Annotated in this window: 16 protein-coding genes; 9 read left to right on the top strand and 7 right to left on the bottom strand. The window is 70.6% G+C overall.

Annotation, left to right across the window (positions count from 1 at the left end):
* Positions 1-72: 72 nt before the first annotated feature.
* The 4 genes from EOT10_RS31495 to EOT10_RS31480 all read left to right on the top strand — a co-directional run bounded on the left by EOT10_RS31495 (position 73) and on the right by EOT10_RS31480 (position 4234).
* The gene (locus EOT10_RS31495) at positions 73-1212 is read left to right on the top strand and encodes a 5-(carboxyamino)imidazole ribonucleotide synthase (RefSeq protein ID WP_189492305.1); all 1140 of its coding nucleotides are present in this window, start codon (positions 73-75) and stop codon (positions 1210-1212) included.
* Positions 1213-1238: 26 nt separating this feature from the next.
* Positions 1239-1736 carry a 5-(carboxyamino)imidazole ribonucleotide mutase gene (purE, locus tag EOT10_RS31490; RefSeq protein WP_127831880.1) on the top strand — a complete coding sequence of 166 codons (498 nt, stop codon included), beginning with the start codon at positions 1239-1241 and terminating at the stop codon, positions 1734-1736.
* A gap of 5 nt (positions 1737-1741) precedes the next feature.
* Positions 1742-2968, top strand: a complete 1227-nt coding sequence (locus tag EOT10_RS31485; protein WP_127831788.1) for a dipeptidase — start codon at positions 1742-1744, stop codon at positions 2966-2968.
* Positions 2969-3130: 162 nt separating this feature from the next.
* Entirely contained in the window at positions 3131-4234 is a 1104-nt protein-coding gene (locus EOT10_RS31480) for a dipeptidase (RefSeq protein WP_127831787.1), read from the top strand.
* Between the two features lie 102 nt (positions 4235-4336).
* Here the strand turns inward: EOT10_RS31480 and EOT10_RS31475 are convergent, their stop codons facing one another.
* Positions 4337-5662, bottom strand: a complete 1326-nt coding sequence (locus tag EOT10_RS31475; protein ID WP_127831786.1) for a UDP-glucose dehydrogenase family protein — start codon at positions 5660-5662, stop codon at positions 4337-4339.
* Positions 5663-5836: 174 nt separating this feature from the next.
* Between EOT10_RS31475 and EOT10_RS31470 the strand changes: the two genes are divergently transcribed.
* The gene (locus EOT10_RS31470; protein ID WP_127831785.1) at positions 5837-6994 is read left to right on the top strand and encodes an acyl-CoA dehydrogenase; all 1158 of its coding nucleotides are present in this window, start codon (positions 5837-5839) and stop codon (positions 6992-6994) included.
* Positions 6995-7091: 97 nt separating this feature from the next.
* Here the strand turns inward: EOT10_RS31470 and EOT10_RS31465 are convergent, their stop codons facing one another.
* Positions 7092-8387 carry an LCP family protein gene (locus tag EOT10_RS31465; protein WP_127831784.1) on the bottom strand — a complete coding sequence of 432 codons (1296 nt, stop codon included), beginning with the start codon at positions 8385-8387 and terminating at the stop codon, positions 7092-7094.
* 108 nt (positions 8388-8495) lie between these two features.
* On the opposite strand from EOT10_RS31465, the gene EOT10_RS31460 reads away from it, so the two are divergent.
* Positions 8496-9044, top strand: coding sequence for an acyl-CoA thioesterase (locus tag EOT10_RS31460; RefSeq protein ID WP_127831783.1), 549 nt, complete (start codon positions 8496-8498; stop codon positions 9042-9044).
* 124 nt (positions 9045-9168) lie between these two features.
* Here the strand turns inward: EOT10_RS31460 and EOT10_RS31455 are convergent, their stop codons facing one another.
* Positions 9169-10638 carry an LCP family protein gene (locus EOT10_RS31455; protein WP_488803555.1) on the bottom strand — a complete coding sequence of 490 codons (1470 nt, stop codon included), beginning with the start codon at positions 10636-10638 and terminating at the stop codon, positions 9169-9171.
* A gap of 135 nt (positions 10639-10773) precedes the next feature.
* Here EOT10_RS31455 and EOT10_RS31450 point away from each other — a divergent pair, with 135 nt between their 5' ends.
* Positions 10774-11802, top strand: a complete 1029-nt coding sequence (locus tag EOT10_RS31450; RefSeq protein ID WP_127831781.1) for a glycosyltransferase family 2 protein — start codon at positions 10774-10776, stop codon at positions 11800-11802.
* A gap of 49 nt (positions 11803-11851) precedes the next feature.
* On the opposite strand, the gene EOT10_RS31445 is transcribed toward EOT10_RS31450, so the two are convergent.
* The 4 genes from EOT10_RS31445 to EOT10_RS31430 all read right to left on the bottom strand — a co-directional run bounded on the left by EOT10_RS31445 (position 11852) and on the right by EOT10_RS31430 (position 17749).
* The gene (locus tag EOT10_RS31445; protein ID WP_127831780.1) at positions 11852-13468 is read right to left on the bottom strand and encodes an LCP family protein; all 1617 of its coding nucleotides are present in this window, start codon (positions 13466-13468) and stop codon (positions 11852-11854) included.
* An 84-nt stretch (positions 13469-13552) separates the two neighbouring features.
* Positions 13553-15286, bottom strand: coding sequence for an LCP family protein (locus tag EOT10_RS31440; protein WP_127831779.1), 1734 nt, complete (start codon positions 15284-15286; stop codon positions 13553-13555).
* Positions 15287-15512: 226 nt separating this feature from the next.
* Positions 15513-16865 carry an LCP family protein gene (locus EOT10_RS31435; RefSeq protein ID WP_127831778.1) on the bottom strand — a complete coding sequence of 451 codons (1353 nt, stop codon included), beginning with the start codon at positions 16863-16865 and terminating at the stop codon, positions 15513-15515.
* 128 nt (positions 16866-16993) lie between these two features.
* Positions 16994-17749: a TIGR03089 family protein gene (locus EOT10_RS31430; protein ID WP_127831777.1), complete on the bottom strand. Its 756-nt coding sequence runs from the start codon at positions 17747-17749 to the stop codon at positions 16994-16996.
* Positions 17750-17899: 150 nt separating this feature from the next.
* On the opposite strand from EOT10_RS31430, the gene EOT10_RS31425 reads away from it, so the two are divergent.
* Together EOT10_RS31425 and manB are read left to right on the top strand one after the other, a co-directional pair.
* On the top strand, positions 17900-19270 hold the full coding sequence (locus EOT10_RS31425; RefSeq protein ID WP_127831776.1) for a peptidoglycan recognition protein family protein: 1371 nt from the start codon (positions 17900-17902) through the stop codon (positions 19268-19270).
* A gap of 83 nt (positions 19271-19353) precedes the next feature.
* Positions 19354-20436, top strand: a complete 1083-nt coding sequence (manB, locus tag EOT10_RS31420) for a mannose-1-phosphate guanylyltransferase (RefSeq protein ID WP_127831775.1) — start codon at positions 19354-19356, stop codon at positions 20434-20436.

The following is a 20436-nucleotide window of genomic DNA, read 5'->3' as shown; positions in this document are numbered from 1 at the left end:
CCAGGCGGCCCGCCGGGCACCCCCGGGACGCCGGTAATCCGGACACCGCGGGGCGGCCGATACTCTGGGGGTGTGACGTTCCCGGTAGTCGGCATGGTCGGCGGCGGTCAGCTCGCTCGTATGACACACGAGGCAGGCATCCCGCTCGGCATCAAGTTCAAGCTCCTCAGTGACACTCCACAGGATTCCGCGGCGCAGGTGGTCAGCGATGTCGTCATAGGCGACTACCGCGACCTCGGCACGCTGCGTGACTTCGCGCGGGGCTGTGACGTGATCACCTTCGATCACGAGCACGTGCCCACCGAGCACCTGCGGGCCCTGGAGGCGGACGGCATCCCCGTGCGCCCAGGACCGGAGGCGCTCGTGCACGCCCAGGACAAGGGTGTGATGCGTGCGAAGCTCACGGAGATCGGCGCTCCCTGCCCGCGCCACCGCCTCGTGAAGGACCCCGCGGATGTCGTGGCCTTCGCCGAGGAGGGTGACGGTTTCCCCGTCATCCTCAAGACGGTGCGCGGCGGCTACGACGGAAAGGGGGTGTGGTTCGTACGGTCCCCCGAGGACGCCGCCGAGCCCTTCAAGGCCGGCGTCCCCGTCCTCGCCGAGGAGAAGGTCGACTTCGTCCGCGAGCTCGCGGCCAACGTCGTCCGCTCCCCGCACGGCCAGGCCGTGGCCTACCCCGTCGTCGAGTCCCAGCAGGTCGACGGCGTGTGCGACACGGTGATCGCGCCCGCTCCCAACCTCGACGAGGGCCTCGCCCTGCGCGCCGAGGAGCTGGCCCTGCGGATCGCGAAGGAGCTCGGTGTCATCGGGCATCTCGCGGTCGAGCTCTTCGAGACCAGCGACGGCCGCATCCTCGTCAACGAACTGGCGATGCGCCCGCACAACTCCGGGCACTGGACCCAGGACGGCGCCGTGACCTCGCAGTTCGCGAACCACGTCCGCGCGGTCCTCGACCTCCCCCTCGGTGACCCGCGCCCGCGCGCCACCTGGACGGTCATGGCCAACGTCCTCGGCGGCGACTACCCGGACATGTACTCCGCGTATCTGCACTGCATGGCCCGCGACCCCAAGCTCAAGATCCACATGTACGGCAAGGACGTGAAGCCCGGCCGCAAGGTGGGCCATGTCAACACCTACGGCGACGATCTGGACGACGTGCTCGAGCGCGCCCGTCACGCAGCCGGCTACCTCAGAGGAACGATCACCGAATGAGCACGTCTCCCGTCGTCGGCATCGTCATGGGTTCCGACTCCGACTGGCCCGTCATGGAAGCCGCCGCCCAGGCCCTCGACGAGTTCGAGATCCCCTACGAGGTCGACGTCGTCTCCGCGCACCGCATGCCGCGCGAGATGATCGCGTACGGCGAGCAGGCCGCCGAGCGCGGCATCAAGGCGATCATCGCGGGCGCCGGGGGAGCGGCCCACCTGCCGGGCATGCTCGCCTCCGTGACCCCGCTGCCCGTCATCGGCGTCCCGGTCCCGCTGAAGTACCTCGACGGCATGGACAGCCTGCTGTCCATCGTGCAGATGCCCGCCGGCGTCCCCGTCGCCACGGTGTCCGTCGGCGGCGCGCGCAACGCGGGCCTCCTCGCGGCCCGCATCCTCGCCACCCACGACGAGGAACTCCTCGGCCGCATGCGGGAGTTCCAGCAGGAGCTGAACGACCAGGCCACCGAGAAGGGCAAGCGGCTGCGCGCCAAGGTCGAGGGCTCCAACGGCTTCGGCTTCGGGAAGTGACCGCGATGGCCACGTCGCTCTCGCCGGCACTGGAGCGGGCCCGCGCGGTCCTCGCCGACTTCCCCGTCGTCGACGGCCACAACGACCTGCCGTGGGCGCTGCGTGAGCAGGTCGCGTACGACATCGACGCGCGGGACATCGCCGTCGACCAGAGCGCGCACCTGCACACCGACCTGGCCCGGCTGCGGGCCGGCGGGGTCGGCGCGCAGTTCTGGTCCGTGTACGTCCGCTCGGACATGGCAGGCGACGTGGCCGTCAGCGCCACCCTGGAGCAGATCGACTGCGTCCAGCAGCTGATCGAGCGCTACCCGGACACCCTGCGCCGCGCGCTCACCGCCGCGGACATGGAGACGGCGCGCGCCGAGGGCCGTATCGCGTCCCTCATGGGCGCCGAGGGCGGCCACTCCATCAACAACTCGCTGGCCACGCTGCGGGCGCTGCACGCGCTCGGCGTGCGCTACATGACGCTCACGCACAACGACAACATCGCGTGGGCGGACTCGGCGACGGACGACCCGGGCGTCGGCGGCCTCTCGCCGTTCGGCCACGAGGTCGTACGGGAGATGAACCGGACCGGCATGCTGGTCGACCTCTCGCACGTGGCGGCCACCACGATGCGGGCCGCGCTCGACACGTCGGTCGCGCCGGTGATCTTCTCCCACTCGTCCTCGCGCGCCGTGTGCGACCACCCGCGCAACATCCCGGACGACGTCCTGGAGCGGCTGTCCGCCAACGGCGGTGTCGCGATGGCCACGTTCGTACCGAAGTTCGTCCTCCAGGCCGCCGTCGACTGGACGGCCGCCGCGGACGACAACCTGCGCGCGCACGGCCTCCACCACCTGGACACGTCCCCGGAGGCGATGAAGCTCCACCGCGCCTTCGAGGAGGCGCACCCCCGGCCGGTCGCCACGGTGTCCACGGTCGCCGACCACCTCGACCACATGCGCGAGGTCGCCGGCATCGACCACGTCGGCATCGGCGGCGACTACGACGGCACGGCGTTCCTGCCGGAGGGCCTGGGCGACGTCTCGGGTTACCCGAACCTGATCGCGGAGCTCGTGGACCGCGGCTGGTCGGACGCCGACCTGGCCAAGCTGACATGGCGCAACGCGGTGCGTGTCCTCGGCGCCGCGGAGGACGTGGCACGGGACGAGCAGTCCCGCCGCGGGCCGTCGAACGCGACGCTGGCTCAGCTGGACCAGCAGGACCAGCTGGACCGGCTCAGCGACTGACGGCTGACTGCCTGGTGACGGCCGGTGAGACCTCCGGAGTTCTTCCGCTCCGGAGGTTTCGATCGCCCGGTGTCGCCCGAACGCCGCGCCCACCGGGTGGCTGTCCGCCAGGCGTGTGACGGTGAACGGACTGCCGACACCGTCGATGTCCGGAGCTTTGCCATGGCAGAACTGCAGGAAGAACTGATCACCGCCGCCGAGACAGGCGAGCTCGACGAGCTCTCCTCACCGACCGAGGAGGCTCCCGAGCCCCCCGCGGACGACGCGCTCACCCGCGCCCGCGCCCTCCTCACGCACCACCCCGTCGCCGACGGCTACTGCGGTCTGCCCGCAACGCTGCGCACCCTGCCCTGGTACGACCTCGAACTCGGCGAGACGTCGGTCGACACCGACATACCCCGGCTGCGTGACGGAGGGGTCGGCGCCCTCCTGTGGACCCTGCGCCTGCCCGGAGCCGCCGCGCCCGAGCATCCGGTGACGGCGGTCCTGGAACAGCTCGACCTCGCCCGGCACGTCGTCGCCGAATACCCCGAGGGCCTGCGCCTGGCGCGCAGCGCCTCCGAGGCCTGCGACGCCCGCGCCTACGGGCGCGTCGCGGTTCTCATGGGCCCCGCGCCCGCCTCCGCGGCCGGGGACTCCCTCGCCACGCTGCGCGCCCTGTACGCGCTCGGCGTGCGCCTGCTCACCCTCTCCGGCACCTCGTGGGCCGGCGAGGCGGGGCTCACCCGGTTCGGGGAGGAGGTGGTGCGGGAGATGAACCGGCTCGGCGTACTGGCCGACCTCACCGGAGCCTCCGCCCGTACCGCGCGCAGGGTCCTGGAGATCACCAAGGCCCCGGTGATCCTCACCCACTCCGGGGCCCACGCCCTCAACGGCCATCCCGACAACGTCCCCGACGACCTGCTCGCCGAGGTGGGCGCCAACACCGGTGTGTGTCTCGTGCCGTGCTCCGCCGAGCACACGGGGCCCGCGCTCGGCGACGTCGCGGACCACCTGGACCATGTGCGGCGCGTCGCGGGCGCCAGGGCCGTCGGCCTCGCGGGCACGTACGACACCGGAGCCGTCCACCCCGAGGGCCTCGCCGACGTGTCCCGCTACCCGTACCTGCTCGCCGAACTGATCGAGCGGGGCTGGACGGAGACGGAGCTGGCGCTGCTCACGTGGGGCAACGTCCAACGGGTGCTCCAGGGAACGGAGTTCGCGGCCCGCGCCGCGGCGTTGCGGCGTCCGCCGTCTACCGCACGCATTGAGCCGTTGGACGCCTGATGTGCCGGGGTCGCGGGGCGCTGCCCCGGACCCCGCTCCTCAAACTCCCCCAGACTCCGTCCGGGGGGACCCCCAAGGGGCTGACTTGTGCGGAGGGGCTGACTATGCGGTCGGGCGGCCCATCGCGCGGTACGTCCACCCGGCCTCGCGCCACACCGCAGGGTCCAGCGCGTTGCGGCCGTCCAGGATCACCCGGGACGCCACGACCCCGCCCAGCAGCTCGGCGTCCAGCTCGCGGAACTCCCGCCACTCCGTCAGATGCAGCACGACATCCGCCCCGCGCACCGCGTCCAGCACGGAGTCGGCGAAGCCGAGCGTCGGGAAGAGGCGCCGCGCGTTGGCGTTGCCCTTCGGGTCGTAGACCGTGACCTGGCCGCCCTGGAGGTGGATCTGCCCGGCGACGTTCATCGCGGGCGAGTCCCGTACGTCGTCCGAGTCCGGCTTGAACGTCGCGCCGAGGACCGCGACCCGCTTGCCCAGGAACGAGCCGCCGCCCAGTGCCTCGCGGGTCATCTCGACCATCTGGCCGCGCCGCCGCATGTTGATGGAGTCGATCTCGCGCAGGAACGTCAGCGCCTGGTCGGCGCCCAGCTCACCGGCGCGGGCCATGAACGCCCGGATGTCCTTGGGCAGGCAGCCGCCGCCGAAGCCGATGCCGGCCCGCAGGAACTTGGAGCCGATCCGGTCGTCGTGGCCGATCGCCTCCGCGAGCTTCGCGACATCGCCGTCCGCGGCCTCGCACACCTCCGCCATCGCGTTGATGAAGGAGATCTTCGTCGCGAGGAAGGAGTTGGCGGCCGTCTTGACCAGCTCGGCCGTCGGGAAGTCGGTGACCACGAACGGCGAGCCCTGCCCGACCGGCGCCGCGTACACGTCCCGCAGGATCTTCTCCGCGCGCTCGCTGCGCACGCCGACCACGATGCGGTCCGGGTGCAGCGTGTCCTGGACGGCGAAGCCCTCGCGCAGGAACTCGGGGTTCCACGCCAGGTCGGTGCCCTCCGGCAGGAGCGTCGCGAGGCGGGCGGCGGAGCCCACCGGCACCGTCGACTTGCCCACGACCAGCGCGCCCGCCTTCAGGTGCGGTGCGAGGGAGGAGAACGCGGCGTCTACGTAACTCATGTCGCAGGCGTACTCGCCGTGCTTCTGCGGGGTGTTCACGCACACGAAGTGGACGTCGCCGAACTCGGCGACCTCGGCCCAGTCCATGGTGAAGCGCAGCCGGCCGGTGGAGCCCTCGATCCCGGCGACGTGCTTGCGCAGCAGCTCTTCGAGACCTGGCTCGTACATCGGGACCTCGCCCCGGGTGAGCATCTCGATCTTCTCGGGGACGACATCGAGCCCGAGGACCTCGAAGCCGAGCTCGGCCATGGCGGCGGCGTGTGTCGCGCCGAGGTAGCCGGTGCCGATCACGGTGATCTTCAAGGCCATGGGAGCTCCAGAGGTGTACGACTGCAATGCGGTGCCCGAGCATAGTCGGGCGTGGCACGGCCCTTCACCGGGCAGGTTTTCGCCTGTCGCGTAGCTCACGTATCCCTCTCGTGGGCAGAGGCCTAAAATTTGGGTTACTTAACGGTAATTAGCGTCCTTGGAGCGTGAGACACCTTGGCAGGATCGCCCGAATTCGACCTGTACCGTCCGGCCGAAGAGCACGACATGCTCCGCGAGTCCGTGCGGGCTCTGTGCGAGGCCAAGATCGCTCCGTTCGCCGCGGCGGTCGACGAGGAGGCGCGTTTCCCGCAGGAGGCCCTGGACGCGCTCGTCGCGAACGACCTTCAGGCGGTGCACGTCCCGGAGGCCTACGGCGGCGCCGGGGCCGACGCCCTCGCGACCGTCATCGTGATCGAGGAGGTGGCCCGCGTCTGCGCCAGCTCCTCCCTCATCCCGGCCGTGAACAAGCTGGGCTCGCTGCCCGTCATCCTCTCCGGCTCCGAGGAGCTGAAGAAGAAGTACATGACGCCTCTCGCCAAGGGGGAGGGCATGTTCTCGTACTGCCTCTCCGAGCCGGACGCGGGCTCGGACGCGGCGGGGATGAAGACCCGCGCGGTCCGCGACGGCGACTCCTGGGTGCTCAACGGCGTGAAGCGCTGGATCACGAACGCCGGCGTCTCCGAGTACTACACGGTCATGGCCGTCACCGACCCGACCAAGCGCTCGAAGGGCATCTCCGCCTTCGTCGTCGAGAAGTCGGACGAGGGCGTCTCCTTCGGTGCCCCGGAGAAGAAGCTCGGCATCAAGGGCTCCCCGACGCGCGAGGTCTACCTCGACAACGTCCGCATCCCGCTCGACCGCATGATCGGCGAGGAGGGTACGGGCTTCGCCACGGCGATGAAGACCCTGGACCACACCCGCATCACCATCGCGGCCCAGGCCCTCGGCATCGCCCAGGGCGCCCTCGACTACGCCAAGGGCTACGTCAAGGAGCGCAAGCAGTTCGGCAAGCCGATCGCCGACTTCCAGGGCATCCAGTTCATGCTCGCCGACATGGCGATGAAGATCGAGGCCGCCCGCGCCCTTACGTACCAGGCGGCGGCCAAGTCGGAGCGCGGTGACGCGGACCTCACCTTCCAGGGCGCCGCCGCCAAGTGCTTCGCCTCGGACGTCGCCATGGAGGTCACCACGGACGCCGTCCAGCTCCTCGGCGGCTACGGCTACACCCGCGACTACCCGGTCGAGCGCATGATGCGCGACGCCAAGATCACCCAGATCTACGAAGGCACGAACCAGGTCCAGCGCATCGTGATGGCGCGCAACCTGCCGTAACGCGCGCACCTGCCGTAACGCGCGCACAAGGGAAGGGCCCGGACGGAATCTCCGTCCGGGCCCTTCCCTTGTGACCGTGATCGTGATCGTGCGGTGGTCAGTTGCCCGACACCGTCACCTTGTCGTCGTTCTTGAGCTCGGCCACCAGCTGCTTGACCTTGGCCTTGTCCCAGAGCAGGTTGCCGCCGACGGAGCCGGAGACCGGCATGTTCATCGACTTGCCGTCGCCGCTCGTGACGCCCTTCATGGCCCAGAACATGGACCCCAGGTTGAACAGGCTCATGTCCTTGTCGACGACGAGCGAGTCGAGGCCCGCACCCATCGTCGGGTAGAGCTTGAAGGGGTTCATGACCGTCGAGGGCGTGGCCACCTGGTGGGCCAGGGCCGACAGGAAGGCCTGCTGGTTCTTGGTGCGCTGGAGGTCGCTCGCGGCGAACGCGTGGCGCGTACGGACGAAGGCGAGGGCCTGCTGGCCGTTCAGCGTCTGCTTGCCCGCCTTGAAGTCGGCGCCGGACCACTTGTCCTTGAAGCCCTGCTTCAGGTCCATATCGACGCCGCCGACCGCGTCCACGATCTTCGCGAAGCCGCCGAAGCCGATCTCCGCGTAGTGGTCGATGTGCAGGCCGGTGTTGTACTCGACCGTGCGCACGAGGAGTTCGGGACCGTCCTCGGCGTACGCGGCGTTGAGCTTCACCTGGCGGCCCTGGTTCGGGTAGAGCTTGCCGGAGGCCGAGCCCTTGTAGGACGGGATCGTGACGTTCGAGTCGCGCGGCAAGGAGATCATCGTGCTGCCATTGCTGCCGGTGTGCAGGATCATCATCGTGTCCGTGCGCTTGCCCTCGGCGGACCCGGTGTGGAGCCTCTTCTTGTCCGCGGCCGTCATGCCCTGGCGGCTGTCGGTGCCGACGATCAGGTAGTTCGTGCCGCTGCCCGTCTCGGGCCGTTCTATGACCTTGGAGAGGTCGACGTCACGGTGGAGCTTGGAGTCGGCCCAGAAATACGTGCCGATGCTCACACCGAGGAGGAGGACGACGAGCGTCACGAGGGTGCGTCTGATGCGACGGCCCCAGTTCGGGCGCGGCCGCGGGGGCGCGTACCCGTCGGCCGGGTCGTCGTCGTTCGGTACGTAGCCACCGCCGCGGCGTCCGCCGCCACCGCCGTAGACCTGACCGGTGTTGTAACCGCTGTCGTACTGGTCCCCGTAGCCGTCGCCGTACGACGGCTGCGCCGGGACTCCCGGCCGGGGCGGCGCCGAGCGGCCGGGGCCGCCCTGCCCGCGCTGCACGTGCGGCATCGCGCGGGCGCCCTCGGGACGCGCGCTGGCACTGCCGCGACCGTAACCGCGGTCGCCGCCGCCCTGACTCTCGCCCCAACCCTCTGGCCAATCATTCATGGCCCCAGTGTGCAGGGGTCGCCTGTGTGCCCCACAAGGGTGGGTGAGGAATCGCACCAGGGCTGTTGCAGAACAGACACAAACCCGGCCCGGCATAAGGTGGAGGCCATGACAGACCAGGCCCGCGGCGCGGAATCGGAAATTCCGGGTAAGCCGACCTCAGCTTCCCGTACGACGTTGTCGCACATCATGACCCACAACGACACCAACCTCCTGGGGACGGTGCACGGTGGCGTGATCATGAAACTGGTCGACGACGCGGCGGGCGCCGTGGCCGGCCGGCACTCCGGCGGCCCCGCCGTCACCGCCTCCATGGACGAGATGGTCTTCCTGGAGCCGGTGCGCGTGGGCGACCTCGTCCATGTGAAGGCCCAGGTGAACTGGACGGGCCGGACCTCCATGGAGGTCGGCGTCCGCGTCCTGGCCGAGCGCTGGAACGAGTCGACCCCGGCCCAGCAGGTCGGCTCCGCGTACCTCGTCTTCGCCGCGGTCGACGGGGACGGCAAGCCGCGCTCCGTACCTCCGGTGGTTACGGAGACGGAGCGGGACGAGCGGCGCTACCAGGAGGCGCAGATCCGCCGCCAGCACCGCCTCGCCCGCCGCCGCGCGATCAAGGAGCTGCGCGAGCGCCGCGCGGCGGACGGCATCGAGGACTGAGGGCCCGGCATTCCAGCCCTTGGGGGTCCCCCCGGACGGAGTCTGGGGGAGTTTGAGGACCGGGGCCCGGGGCGGAGCCCCGGAACTTCGGGAAGGGGCGGGCTGGGGGAGAAGAACCGGGACCTCAGCCGCACACCACCTGGTCCCCCGTGACCGTCCCGAACTCCCCCTGATGCGCGTCCTCCGCCCGCACCGCCTGCACGGCCTTGAAGTCGGGCCCGGCCAGCACCTTCAGCACCGGGCCCTGCCCGTTCACCGCCTGCAGCCGCGCGCCCGGGAGCGCCGCGGCGAGCGCCTTCGCCGACCGGTCCCAGCGCGGGTCGTAGAGGACGACGGTGTGCTGCGCGGTCCGCTGCGCCGCGTTCGCCGGCGCCCCGCTCGTGCGGAACCCCGTTCCCCGCAGCTGCGCGTCCACCGTCTTGCCGAGTCCGGGCGACATCGTGCCGTTCTCGACCTGGACGCGGATCTGCTCGGGCGCGACGCCGACGACCGTCTCCTCCTTCCTCTGGTGGTGGACGGCGAGGGGCTTGTCGTCGCGCAGGGTCTGGAACAGCTTCTTCGACTTCACCGGGTCCCACTTGACGGTCGAGCCGATGCCCTTGACGGGGAAGCTGACATTGCCGACCGGCACGGTCGTGAAATCCGACGACGAGGGCGAGAACCCGCGCATCGCCCGCGCGAGCTCGACCATCTGGTCCGTGCCGAAGCCCTTGTCCGCGCGGACGGAGCTGAGCAGAGTGCTCGCCACCTCACGGAACTTCACCGGGTTCAGGAGCACCCCGGACGACGTGGTCTTCGCGATGAGCGCGGCGAGGAAGCGCTGCTGGCGCTGCATCCGGCCCAGGTCGCCCGCCCCGTCGGTGTGCCGGGCGCGGACGTACTGGAGCGCCTGCCCGCCGTCGAGCCGGTGGGTGCCGACGGCCATGTCCAGCCCGGTGTACGAGTCCTTGAGCGGCTTGGCCGTGCAGATGTCGACGCCGCCGAGGACGTCCACCGTCTTCATGAAGCTGGTGAAGTCGACCTCCAGATAGTGGTCGATCTTCACGCCGGTCATGTGCTCGACGGTGCGTACGGTCAGGTGGGGGCCGCCCTCCGCGTACGCCGCGTTGAGTTTCACCGGGTGCTGCTGGTGCTGCTTGCCGGTCGTCTGGTCGGTGTGCGGGGGGATCTCGGCGTAGCTGTCGCGCGGCAGGCTGACGATGCTGGCGCGGTCCTGGTCGGCCGACAGGTGCACGATCATGATCGTGTCCGTGCAGTGGCAGGGCGCGCCGCCGAGCCGGTACTTCGCCCTCTCCGCCGGGGTGATCTTGTCGCGGCCGTCGGTGCCGACGAGCAGCACGTTCATCCCGTGACCGGCGGACGGCCGGTTCTTCATGTCCTTGAAGGGATCGACGCGGTTGATCTCCGTGTCGAGCCCGGAGACGACGGCGTGCCCGATCCCGGCGGCCGCGAGGACCGTCACCGAGCAGGTCGTCGCCACCCGCATGGCCCAGCGTGGCTTCTTCCTCCGTACGGCGGGTGCGGCGGGACGTCCGCGATCCTGGCGTGGGGGACGGGTCGGGCGGGCGGGCGAGCGGGGCGGGGGCGGCGGCATGGGCACGTGGGGGGACACCTCCGAGAAGGTGGGGCGTGGGATCGCGAGCACCGTAGGCCCATACGATCTCCTGCCCGCGGCAGCGACCACGGCGGCGCGCGACCGTGTCCCCCATTAGCGGTAACGTGACGCCTGATGAACGCGAATTCCGACAAGCAGCTTCCGCCCGTTTCCGTGATCATGCCCGTCCTCAACGAGGAGCGGCATCTGCGGGAAGCTGTCGAGGCGATCCTTGCGCAGGAGTACGACGGCGAGATGGAGGTCGTGGTCGCCCTCGGCCCGTCCGCCGACCGTACGGACGAGATCGCCGCGCAGCTCGTCGCCGAACACCCCCGCGTGGTCACCGTGCCCAATCCGACGGGCCGCACCCCCGCCGCCCTGAACGCCGCGATCAAGGCCTCCCGCCACCCGGTCGTCGTCCGCGTCGACGGCCACGCCGCGCTCTCCCCGGGCTACATCACGACCGCCGTGCGCCTCCTGGAGCAGACCGGCGCGATGAACGTGGGCGGCATCATGCACGCCCAGGGCACCAACGCCTGGGAGCAGGCCGTCGCCGCCGCGATGACGTCGAAGATAGGTGTGGGCAACGCGGCGTTCCACACCGGCGGCGAGGCGCAGCAGGCCGAGACGGTCTACCTGGGTGTCTTCCGGCGCGAGGCGCTGGAGCAACAGGGCGGCTACAACGAGGAGTTCATCCGCGCCCAGGACTGGGAGCTGAACTTCCGGATCAGGGAGGCCGGCGGGCTCATCTGGTTCTCGCCCGAGCTGAAGGTCTCCTACCGGCCGCGCCCCTCCGTGAAGGCGCTCGCCAAGCAGTACAAGGACTACGGGCGCTGGCGGCACGTCGTCGCCCGCTACCACGAGGGCTCCATCAACCTGCGCTACCTCGCGCCGCCGGCCGCCGTGTGCGCGATCGCCGCCGGTGTGGTCGTGGGCGCGTTCCTGACGCCGTGGGGCTTCGTGATCCCCGGCGGGTATCTCGCGGCGATCGCGGCCGGTTCGGTGCCGGCCGGCAAGGGGCTGCCGCTGAAGGCGCGCCTGCAGATCCCGGTCGCGCTCGCCACGATGCACATGTCGTGGGGCTGGGGCTTCCTGACGAGCCCGAAGGCCCTCGCGAAGAAGGTCATCGCGTCGCGCCGCCCCGCCGTCCTCAGCGAGGCGTGAGCCCGTCACCCGATCTCCGGGGCCGGCAGAACCGGCCCCGGAGCGGATGTCACCAGGTGAAGTTCCTGTTCACCTTCATGCAGGCCTTCTTGTCCGAGCCGTTGAGCGCGAGCGCCGTGTCCGGCGTCTTGTCGTCGTCCGCGGCCGTCTTGGGATAGGTGTTCCCGAGCCGCCAGTCGGCGCCCACGACGAGGGTCACCCCGGAGACGTCGGTCGACTGCTTCACCGAACTCAGCGGAATACCAAGGGACTTGGCGACCCGCTGGGCGTCACCCTCCAGGTCGACGCTGGGGAAGCGGATGACCGTCTTCTCCTCGCTCAGCAACTGCTGCTGGTCGGCGGTCGCCTTCGTGAAGCCCGCGCTGGTCAGGATCCCTGCCACCTGGTTCGCCCGCCCCTGCTGCGCGGGCTGCTGAGCCGTACGCGTGCCGTTCTCCACCTGTACGGCGATCTCGGCGTCGGGCGCGGCCGGGTCGTCGGACTCCTTGGGCGGCGACTTCTTCTTGTCCTTGCCGTCGAGCGCGATGTCGTCGCGCACCAGCCGGAACAGCTTGTCCGCGTCGCCCGGCTTCGGGGCCACGCGCGCGCCGACGTACACGAACGGCATCGTCGTCATGGTGATGCGGTCGGGCGCGGGCTTCTTCAGCTCGTTGCTCAGGTCGTAGAGCTTCTTGACGGTGTCGAGGCCCTCATCGACGTGCAGCGCCTTCGTGGCCTCCTCGGCGAGGCTGCGCAGCTTGCCCGGGTTGGTGATGGTGGCGTTCTCCCGCAGCTGGCGCACCATCGAGTTCATGTACATGTGCTGGGCCTTGGTGCGGGCGATGTCGCTGCCGTCCTCGAAGCCGTAGCGCGTGCGCAGCCACTGGAGGGCCTGCTTGCCCTTGACCGGGTGGGTGCCCTTCGCCAGCTTCAGGCCCGAGCCGTGGCCCGAGCTGTCCTTGGAGTAGATGTTGGCGTCCACGCAGACCGGTACGCCGCCGATGGCGTCCGCCATGGAGACGACGCCCGCGAAGTCGACCATCATGAAGTGGTCGATGTGGATGCCGGTGAGCTGTTCCCAGGTGGCCACCGTGCAGCCCGGGCCGCCGCGGCCGAGCGACTCGTTCGTCATCCGCCGCCCCAGCGTGGCCTGGTACTCCGTGCCCGTCTTCGGGTCGGTGCACTTGGGCAGCGTGAGCAGGGTGTCGCGCGGCATGCTCACCACCGACATGTTGCTGCGGTCCGCGGAGAGGTGGACGAGCATCTGCACGTCCGCGAGCGGGGTGCCGCCGAAGGTCTCCTTGGCCCCGCCGAGCTTCTGGTTCTCCTTGGAGTCCCGCGCGTCCGAGCCGATGAGCAGGATGTTCAGCGGCGTCTGGCCCGCCGCGTTCGGCGTCGGCTTCGCCGCGTGGTGCTCGCCGATGTTGAGCTTGTCCGTCTTGATGTTGCTGTTGAGATGCCGGTAGTAGAGATAGCCGGCGCCCGCGGTGCCGACTATCAGTACGGCGAGGATGGTCGCGAACCAGCGAAGTATCCGGTGTCTGCGGCGCCGTGGCGCTTTTCCTGCGCGCCGGTGCCCGTGCGGCGGCTCGCCGCCGTCACCCTTCCGCTGCTCCGGGATCCTTCCCCGTCCGCCGTCCGGCCCCCCGGCCGCACGGCGACTGTCCCGCACATCGCTCTGCCCCATGCCCCGCCCCACCCTCCCGCCCCGGCACCCGCCGCGGCCGCCCCTGTCCTGTCTGTCAGACAGTCAGGAGGCGGCCGGGGTTGGTCACTTGGCGCACACAGTTTTGTCGGCCGTCGATTTCTCCACGTTGGCCGGCGCCTTCGACGGCGCGGAGACGGGTGTCCCCGCGCCGTGGAAGTCGGCGCCGAGCGTGAGGATCATCGCCGGGAGACCCTGATCGTTCTTCTCGCTCCTGCCGGGCTTGAGCGCGGAGGCCGGCAGCCCCATGATGTCGGCCAGCCGCCGGGCCTGGTCGGCCTGGTCGGGCGCGTACTCGAGCGTCGTCTTCGGCAGCTTCTTGGGCGCGTTGCCCAGCTGGCTCGACTTGAGGACGCCCTCGGTGTTCTGCAGCCAGGTGAGGGTGTCCTGTGCGGCGCCCACGGTCTCGCTGCCGTTGTAGATGTCGACCCGCACGTCGGAGGCCGCGGACTTCGGGCCCTTGAGCTTGGCGGCCTCGGCCGCCTTCTCCTTCTTCTTCGTCTCCGTCATCGACACGTCGCTCTTGATCATCGAGAAGACCTGGGGTGCGAGTGTCGGGTTGACGATGACCGTCTTGTGGACGACTCCGTCGGCCGGGTTGTCGATCACCGGCGTCGTGATGAAGGAGATGTTCTTGGGCGGCACCTTCTTCAGCTCGAGCGCGATGTCCTTGAGGTTCGAGAGACTTCCTATGCCCTTGTCGACCGTGAGCGCCTTGGTCGCCGCCTCGGCGAGGCTCGTCAGCTTGGTGGGGCTGGTCAGCGTGTCACCCGAACTCATCTTGCGCGCAAGGGATCCGAGGAACTGCTGCTGCACCTTGATGCGGTCGAGGTCGCCCTGGTTGCCGAAGCTGTGCCGGGTCCGCAGGAAGGCGAGGGCCTGTTCGCCCTCGACGACGCTGTGCCCCTTCGGCAGCTTGAGGTGCGAGTCCGGGTCGTCGACGGGCTTGGCGACACAGACGTCGACACCGCCCACCGCGCTCGACAGCGTCTTCACCGCGTTGAAGTCGGCCATCATGAAGTGGTCGACGGTGATGCCCGTGACCTCCTTGACGGTCGCCATGGTGCAGCCCGCGTCGCGGCCGCCCTGGCCGAGGCTGGTGTTGAAGCGCTGGTTCGTCGTGCCGGCGATCGTTCGCACCGAGCCGTCCTTCTGCCGCACCTGACAGCTCGGGATGTTTACGACGAGGTCGCGCGGAATGCTCAGCGCGGTCGCGTTCGTACGGTCCTTGGAGACGTGGAGCAGGATGTTGGTGTCGGCATGGCCGACGCTGCCCTTGTCGCCGTAGCCCTCGTTGCCCTTACCGGTGCGTTTGTCGGTGCCGATGATGAGCAGGTTGAAGGCCTCGTCCTTGCTGAAGCCGTTCTTGCCGCCCACGACATCGGTGGTGCTGATGTTGCTGTCGAGGTGGCGGAGGTACAGGTACACCCCGCCCGCGGCGGCGACCATGACGAAGGCCATCGTGCCGCCCGTCCACAGAAGCGCCTTCTTCGCCCGCGACTTCTTCTTCGGCCGCGACCGGCGCCGGCCGGCCGAAGGGTCCGGCTCCGGGGCCCGGCGCCTGCGCTGCCCGGGCACCTCGCGGCTGTCCTGTTCCTCACGGGACCTGCCGTTCTGCCTGTTCTGTCCGGCCTGTCCCCGTCGGCCCGTGGGCCGCTGGGACGCCCTGCGCGGCCCCGGCACGGGCGACTGCCCAGCGGAAGGGCTCAGTCGCAGTTCGTAATCGCCGGTGTTCGGGTTGAGAACCCACTGGTCTGCGGGGTCGATATTGTCCGCCCGCCCACGGCCTTGCGCGTCCACGGTTGTCTGCATCCTCCGTCGGGGCCACGCGGCGCCTTGTCCCCCTCAAGAAGGCGCTCGGTCAGTCGGTAAGCAGTGCGCGGCCATCAGGGGCCGGGGGCACCGGATCGCTCACACTATCCGCCCAGTTCAGCGGCAAGCGACGGCGGTGACAAATTCCACTTCCCTACAACTGGGCAATCCGCCCCATTTCTTTGGAAGCGACTCCCACCCCTTGGGCATCGCTTTACCCACAGGCATCCTGCGCGGCCGTATTGCCGCGGAAAGTGGGTGCCGGAGAGGTGGGTGAGGAGGGCGTGGGAGAGGTGAGTGAGGGGGTTGTGGGAGAGGGCGACGCGGAGGTGGCGGCAGGGGTGCCGGAGCCCTGGGGGTCGTCGTACCCGTCGTGCTCGTACGCCGGGTCGCCGGTGCCCGCGCCGTCGGGGGCCGGGCTCGGGGAGGCGGACTGCTGAGGCGTGTGCCGGGCGACGACCACGGGGGCGTCCGTGCGCAGGCGCGTGAAGAGCTGCTCGGCCGCGGGCTGGAGGAGCTGGTCGCGGTTGGCGTTGTACACGTACGAGCGGCGGGGCACGGTCAGGAACTGGACGCGTTCGGTCGGGATGTCGCGCATGCCGCTCACCAGGGTGTAGAGGCCGCGCAGGCTGGCGAGACCGGGGTCCGTGGTCAGGGACGAGGTCGCCGCGTCGAGCACGGGGTACAGCTTCGTCGGGTTGAACAGCACCTGGTTGCTCTGCACCTTGTTCACGAGGGCGCCGAGGAATTCCTGCTGGCGGTCCATCCGGGCGGTGTCGCTGCCGTTGCCGAGGCTCTTGCGGGCGCGCACGAAGCCGAGGGCCTGCTCGCCGTCGAGGGTCTGCCTGCCCGCGGGCAGTTTCAGATGCGCCTCGGGGTCGTCCACGGGCTTCTTCAGGCAGATCTCTACGCCGTCGACGGCGTCGACCATCTCCTTGAACCCGTTGAAGTCGATGACCATCTGGTGGTCGATCCTGACGCCGCTCATTTTCTCGACCGTACGGATGGTGCAGGCCGAACCGCCCCGCTCGAAGGCGGAGTTGAACATCGCGAAGGTGGCGGCGGTGTGGGTGCCGTCGGGCCTGCTGCAGCCCGGCTGCTCGACCATCAGGTCGCGGGGCAGCGAGACCGCGGTGGCGCTTTTGTGGTCGGCGGATATGTGCAGCAGGATCGTCGTGTCGGAGCGCTGGGTGCCCGAGTCGTGGCCGTACTCGCGGTTGCCGGCCCCGGCCCGCGAGTCCGACCCGATCAGCAGGATGTTCTGCGCGCCGTGGACGAGCGAGGTCGGCCGCTCCTTCTCGTAACGGGCGAGTTCGCGGGCCGCGGCGGTGTCCTCGGTGATGTTCCCCTGGAGCTTCTCGTAGACGGCCCAGCCGGCGCAGGCCGCCCCGAGTACGACGACGGCCGCGCCGATCGCCGTGTACCGCAACCAGCGCCTGCGCCGCCGGGCCCGCCCCGCCCCGGTCGGCGACGAGCCCGCCCCGGGCCCGTACGTGACCGGCCGCCCCGCGCCCCTGTCGCCCGGACGCGGCGGCGGTCCCCCTGGCGTGCCTGCGGTATCGGTCACGTGTGAGTCCACCCCTCATACGGCGACGGTGCGCTGGTGCGTCCCTTCGACCATCGCCCCGCGCGGCGCCCGTGGCCTGTGGGAACGGGGGTGGACTGGGCCGAACGGGGGACGGACGGACAGCCGTCTCAGAGTGCGGTCGCCGAGACCCGCTCGTTCTCCACCCGCTTGGCCAGCGACTCCTCGCCGAGACCGTCGAGGTGGCGGCACAGGACGACGGACCCGCCTGTCGCGAGCGGCGCGTACAGACCGGCGCTCAGGCCGCGCCAGGTGTCGTAGGGGAGTCCGGACAGGAGGCGTGAGCCGGGGCCCGTCAGGCCGAGGTCCGTGGCGTCCGCCCGCGCCTTCTCGACGACCTCGGCGCCGGTGAGCTCGGCCCCCGCGACGACGAGCGCGGGCTCCTCCGGGTCCACGGGCGCGAACGGGGCGAACCGGTCGCCCTGCCCCGGCACCTCGACCGCGTAGTCGGCGAAACCCTCCGGCGGCTGCGGGAAGCGGCCGCCGAGCGGACGCAGCGCGAGCGCCACCCGCTCGCCGGAGCAGGCGCGTGCCGCGTCAAGCGAGTCGGGTCCGCTGACGACGAGGTCGGCCGCGGCCGGGTCGCCGCCGACGTCGGCGACCACTCCGACGGACGCGCACGCGAGCAGCCAGACGGCGGTCTGCCAGTGCGCGGGCAGCAGCAGCGCGAGCCGGTCGCCGGGCTGGGCGGCGAGATCGCCCTGGAGCAGATTGGCGGTCTTGGCCACCCAGTTGGCGAAGGTGGCCACGGACAATTCGACGCGTTCGCCCGTGGCGTCGTCGTAGAAGGTCACCAGTGGGCGTCCTGGATCGGCGGCCAGCGCGGATCGCAGCAGGTCGGCGGGGGTGCGGTCGGTGGCGTTCACGGGCGCAAGGGTACGCCGGGCGGCGGGGCGAGGGGCGGCCGACCGGGGGAACCGCGACGCCGCGTCGACCCGATGGCCCGTCAGTTCCCGTACCCACCAATGACACTTCCCGATAGACAGATATGTACGGCTATGTCCACGATCGTTGGCATGCGTGGATTCCTTGCTTCCTCGATCGGCGTCACGTGCGCGGCCGCCCTCGCCCTTCCGCTCGCCCTGTCCTCCGGAGCCGTGGCAGCCACGACACCTTCGGCCTCCGGGACCCGGGCCGCCGGAGCCGTCCCCGGCAGCACCCAGTCACTGCCCCTGTCCGTCCTGCCCTACGACCGTGCCCTGCGCGCACCGGGCGAACAGGGTCTGACCCGGCGTGAGGTGCGGCCCTTCTCGCTCGTCGGCGTCGTCTGGGACGACCCGGCAGCGGCCCTTGAGGGCCGGGTCCAGGTCCGTACGCGCGCCACCGGCACCGGCGTCTGGTCCGGCTGGCAGGACATCGAGACCCACAACGACGATCACGCCCCCGACCCCGGCACGGCCGAGCACGACGCGGGCCGGCTGCGCGGCTCCACGGCCCCGCTGTGGGTCGGCGACTCCGACGGCGTCGAGGTCCGCGTACGCGCCGAGTCCGTCCGGGTACACCGGGCCGCCGTCCCGCCGGCGTCCGCCGCGGTCCAGGCCCCGCTGCCCAAGGGGATGCGCCTCGAACTGGTCGACCCCGGCGCGGAGCCCCCGCCCGGCGGCGCCCCCGCCGAAGGCCCCCGCGCCGGCGCGCTGACCGCCCCGTCGGCGGCCGCGTCCGCCGTCAACGCGGACCTCGCCCCGCTGGGCGCGACCGCCATTCCCGCGCTCGGCAAGAAGCGCACGGAGGCCGAGCTGATCGAGGCCCGCGGCGGCGAGGCCGACGCGAGGGTGCGCCCGTTCATCGGCCCGCGCCCGAGCATCGTCACGCGCAAGGGCTGGGGCGCCGACGAGAGGCTCCGCGAGTCCGACTTCGTGTACACGTCCAAGGTCAAGGCGGCCTTCGTGCACCACAGCGCCACCGGCAACAACTACAGCTGCTCGCAGGCCCCTTCGGTCATTCGCGGTATCTACCGCTACCACGTGAAGAGCATGGGCTGGCGCGACATCGGCTACAACTTCGTCATCGACAAGTGCGGCACCATCTACGAGGGCCGGGCCGGAGGGGTGGCGAAGCCGGTCATGGGGGCCCACACTCTCGGGTTCAACACGAACAGCATGGGAATCGCGGTCCTCGGCACCTTCGGCTCCGCGAAGCCGCCGGCCGCCGCGGTGGACGCCATCGCCCGGCTGACCGCTTGGAAGCTCGGCCTCTACGGGGTGAATCCGAGCGGTAAGACATATCTCACGTCGGCCGGTGGCAATCTGTACGCCAAGGGAAAGAAAGTACGACTGAACGTGATCTCAGGCCACCGGGACGGCTTCGCGACCGAATGCCCCGGGCGCCTTCTGTACAACAAGCTCGGCACCGCCCGGACCGCGTCGGCCAGTCTCCAGGGCCGCTGACGCCCGGCCGGACCCCCCAGTCTGCATACACTGGCCGGCCGAAAGGCAGTTCGACCGGCCCCAGCAGGAAGCAGAGACGACAGGTGACAGAAGCGATCCTCCTGGTCGGCGGCAAGGGCACCCGACTGCGACCGCTCACCGTGAACACCCCCAAGCCGATGGTCCCGGCGGCGGGCGTCCCGTTCCTCACCCACCAGCTGGCCCGGGCGAGAGCGGCCGGCGTCGAGCACATCGTGCTCGCCACCTCGTATCTCGCCGAGGTCTTCGAGCCGTACTTCGGCGACGGCTCCCGCCTCGGACTGCATCTGGAGTACGTCACCGAGGAGGAACCCCTCGGCACCGGCGGCGCGATCCGCAACGTCGCGTCCCGGCTCCACTCCGGACCCGACGACCCGGTCCTCATCTTCAACGGCGACATCCTCACCGGCCTCGACATCCGCGCCCTGGTGCGCGAGCACGAGACCACCGGCGCGGACGTCTCCCTGCACCTGTCCCGGGTCGAGGACCCGCGGGCGTTCGGCCTGGTCCCCACGGACGCGACGGGCCGGGTCCAGGCGTTCCTGGAGAAGCCCCAGACGCCCGAGGAGATCGTCACCGACCAGATCAACGCGGGCGCCTATGTGTTCCGCCGCTCGGTCATCGACACGATCCCCACCGGCCGCCCGGTCTCCGTGGAACGCGAGACGTTCCCCGGCCTGCTCGCGGCCGGCGCCCACCTCCAGGGCATGGTCGACTCCACGTACTGGCTCGACCTGGGCACCCCCCAGGCCTTCGTACGCGGCTCCGCCGACCTCGTCCTCGGCCGCGCCCCGTCCCCGGCGGTCCCGGGCCGCCGCGGCGACAGCCTCACCCTGCCGGACGCCTCCGTCGCCGCCGGCGCGAAGCTCACCGGCGGCACGGTGGTCTGCGAGAACGCCACGGTCGGGGAGGGCGCCCGGATCTCCGGCAGCGCGGTCCTCGCGGGCGCGACGGTCGAGGCGGGTGCCGTCATCACCGACTCCCTGATCGGCCGCGGCGCACGCGTCGGCGCCCGCACGGTCCTGACGGGCGCGGTGATCGGCGACGGGGCGACGGTCGGCGCGGACAACGAACTGCTGGCCGGTGTCCGGGTGTGGTGCGACGCGGTGATCCCGGCGGGCGCGATCCGGTTCTCGTCGGACCAGTAG

The sequence above is a fragment of the Streptomyces antnestii genome, from assembly GCF_004005495.1.
In the GTDB taxonomy this organism is placed as follows: Bacteria; Actinomycetota; Actinomycetes; order Streptomycetales; family Streptomycetaceae; genus Streptomyces; species Streptomyces antnestii.
The sequence above is the reverse complement of the archived record's forward strand: the minus strand, read 5'-3'. Positions and strand labels throughout refer to the sequence as shown.

What these genes read in the sequence shown, in the direction of transcription:
- purE (WP_127831880.1), top strand. Translation starts at nt 1,239, where the DNA reads ATGGGTTCCGACTCCGACTGGCCCGTCATGGAAGCCGCCGCCCAGGCC.
- EOT10_RS31485 (WP_127831788.1), top strand. Translation starts at nt 1,742, where the DNA reads ATGGCCACGTCGCTCTCGCCGGCACTGGAGCGGGCCCGCGCGGTCCTC.
- EOT10_RS31480 (WP_127831787.1), top strand. Translation starts at nt 3,131, where the DNA reads ATGGCAGAACTGCAGGAAGAACTGATCACCGCCGCCGAGACAGGCGAG.
- EOT10_RS31475 (WP_127831786.1), bottom strand. Translation starts at nt 5,662, where the DNA reads ATGGCCTTGAAGATCACCGTGATCGGCACCGGCTACCTCGGCGCGACA.
- EOT10_RS31465 (WP_127831784.1), bottom strand. Translation starts at nt 8,387, where the DNA reads ATGAATGATTGGCCAGAGGGTTGGGGCGAGAGTCAGGGCGGCGGCGAC.
- EOT10_RS31460 (WP_127831783.1), top strand. Translation starts at nt 8,496, where the DNA reads ATGACAGACCAGGCCCGCGGCGCGGAATCGGAAATTCCGGGTAAGCCG.
- EOT10_RS31455 (WP_488803555.1), bottom strand. Translation starts at nt 10,638, where the DNA reads ATGCCGCCGCCCCCGCCCCGCTCGCCCGCCCGCCCGACCCGTCCCCCA.
- EOT10_RS31450 (WP_127831781.1), top strand. Translation starts at nt 10,774, where the DNA reads ATGAACGCGAATTCCGACAAGCAGCTTCCGCCCGTTTCCGTGATCATG.
- EOT10_RS31445 (WP_127831780.1), bottom strand. Translation starts at nt 13,468, where the DNA reads ATGGGGCAGAGCGATGTGCGGGACAGTCGCCGTGCGGCCGGGGGGCCG.
- EOT10_RS31425 (WP_127831776.1), top strand. Translation starts at nt 17,900, where the DNA reads ATGCGTGGATTCCTTGCTTCCTCGATCGGCGTCACGTGCGCGGCCGCC.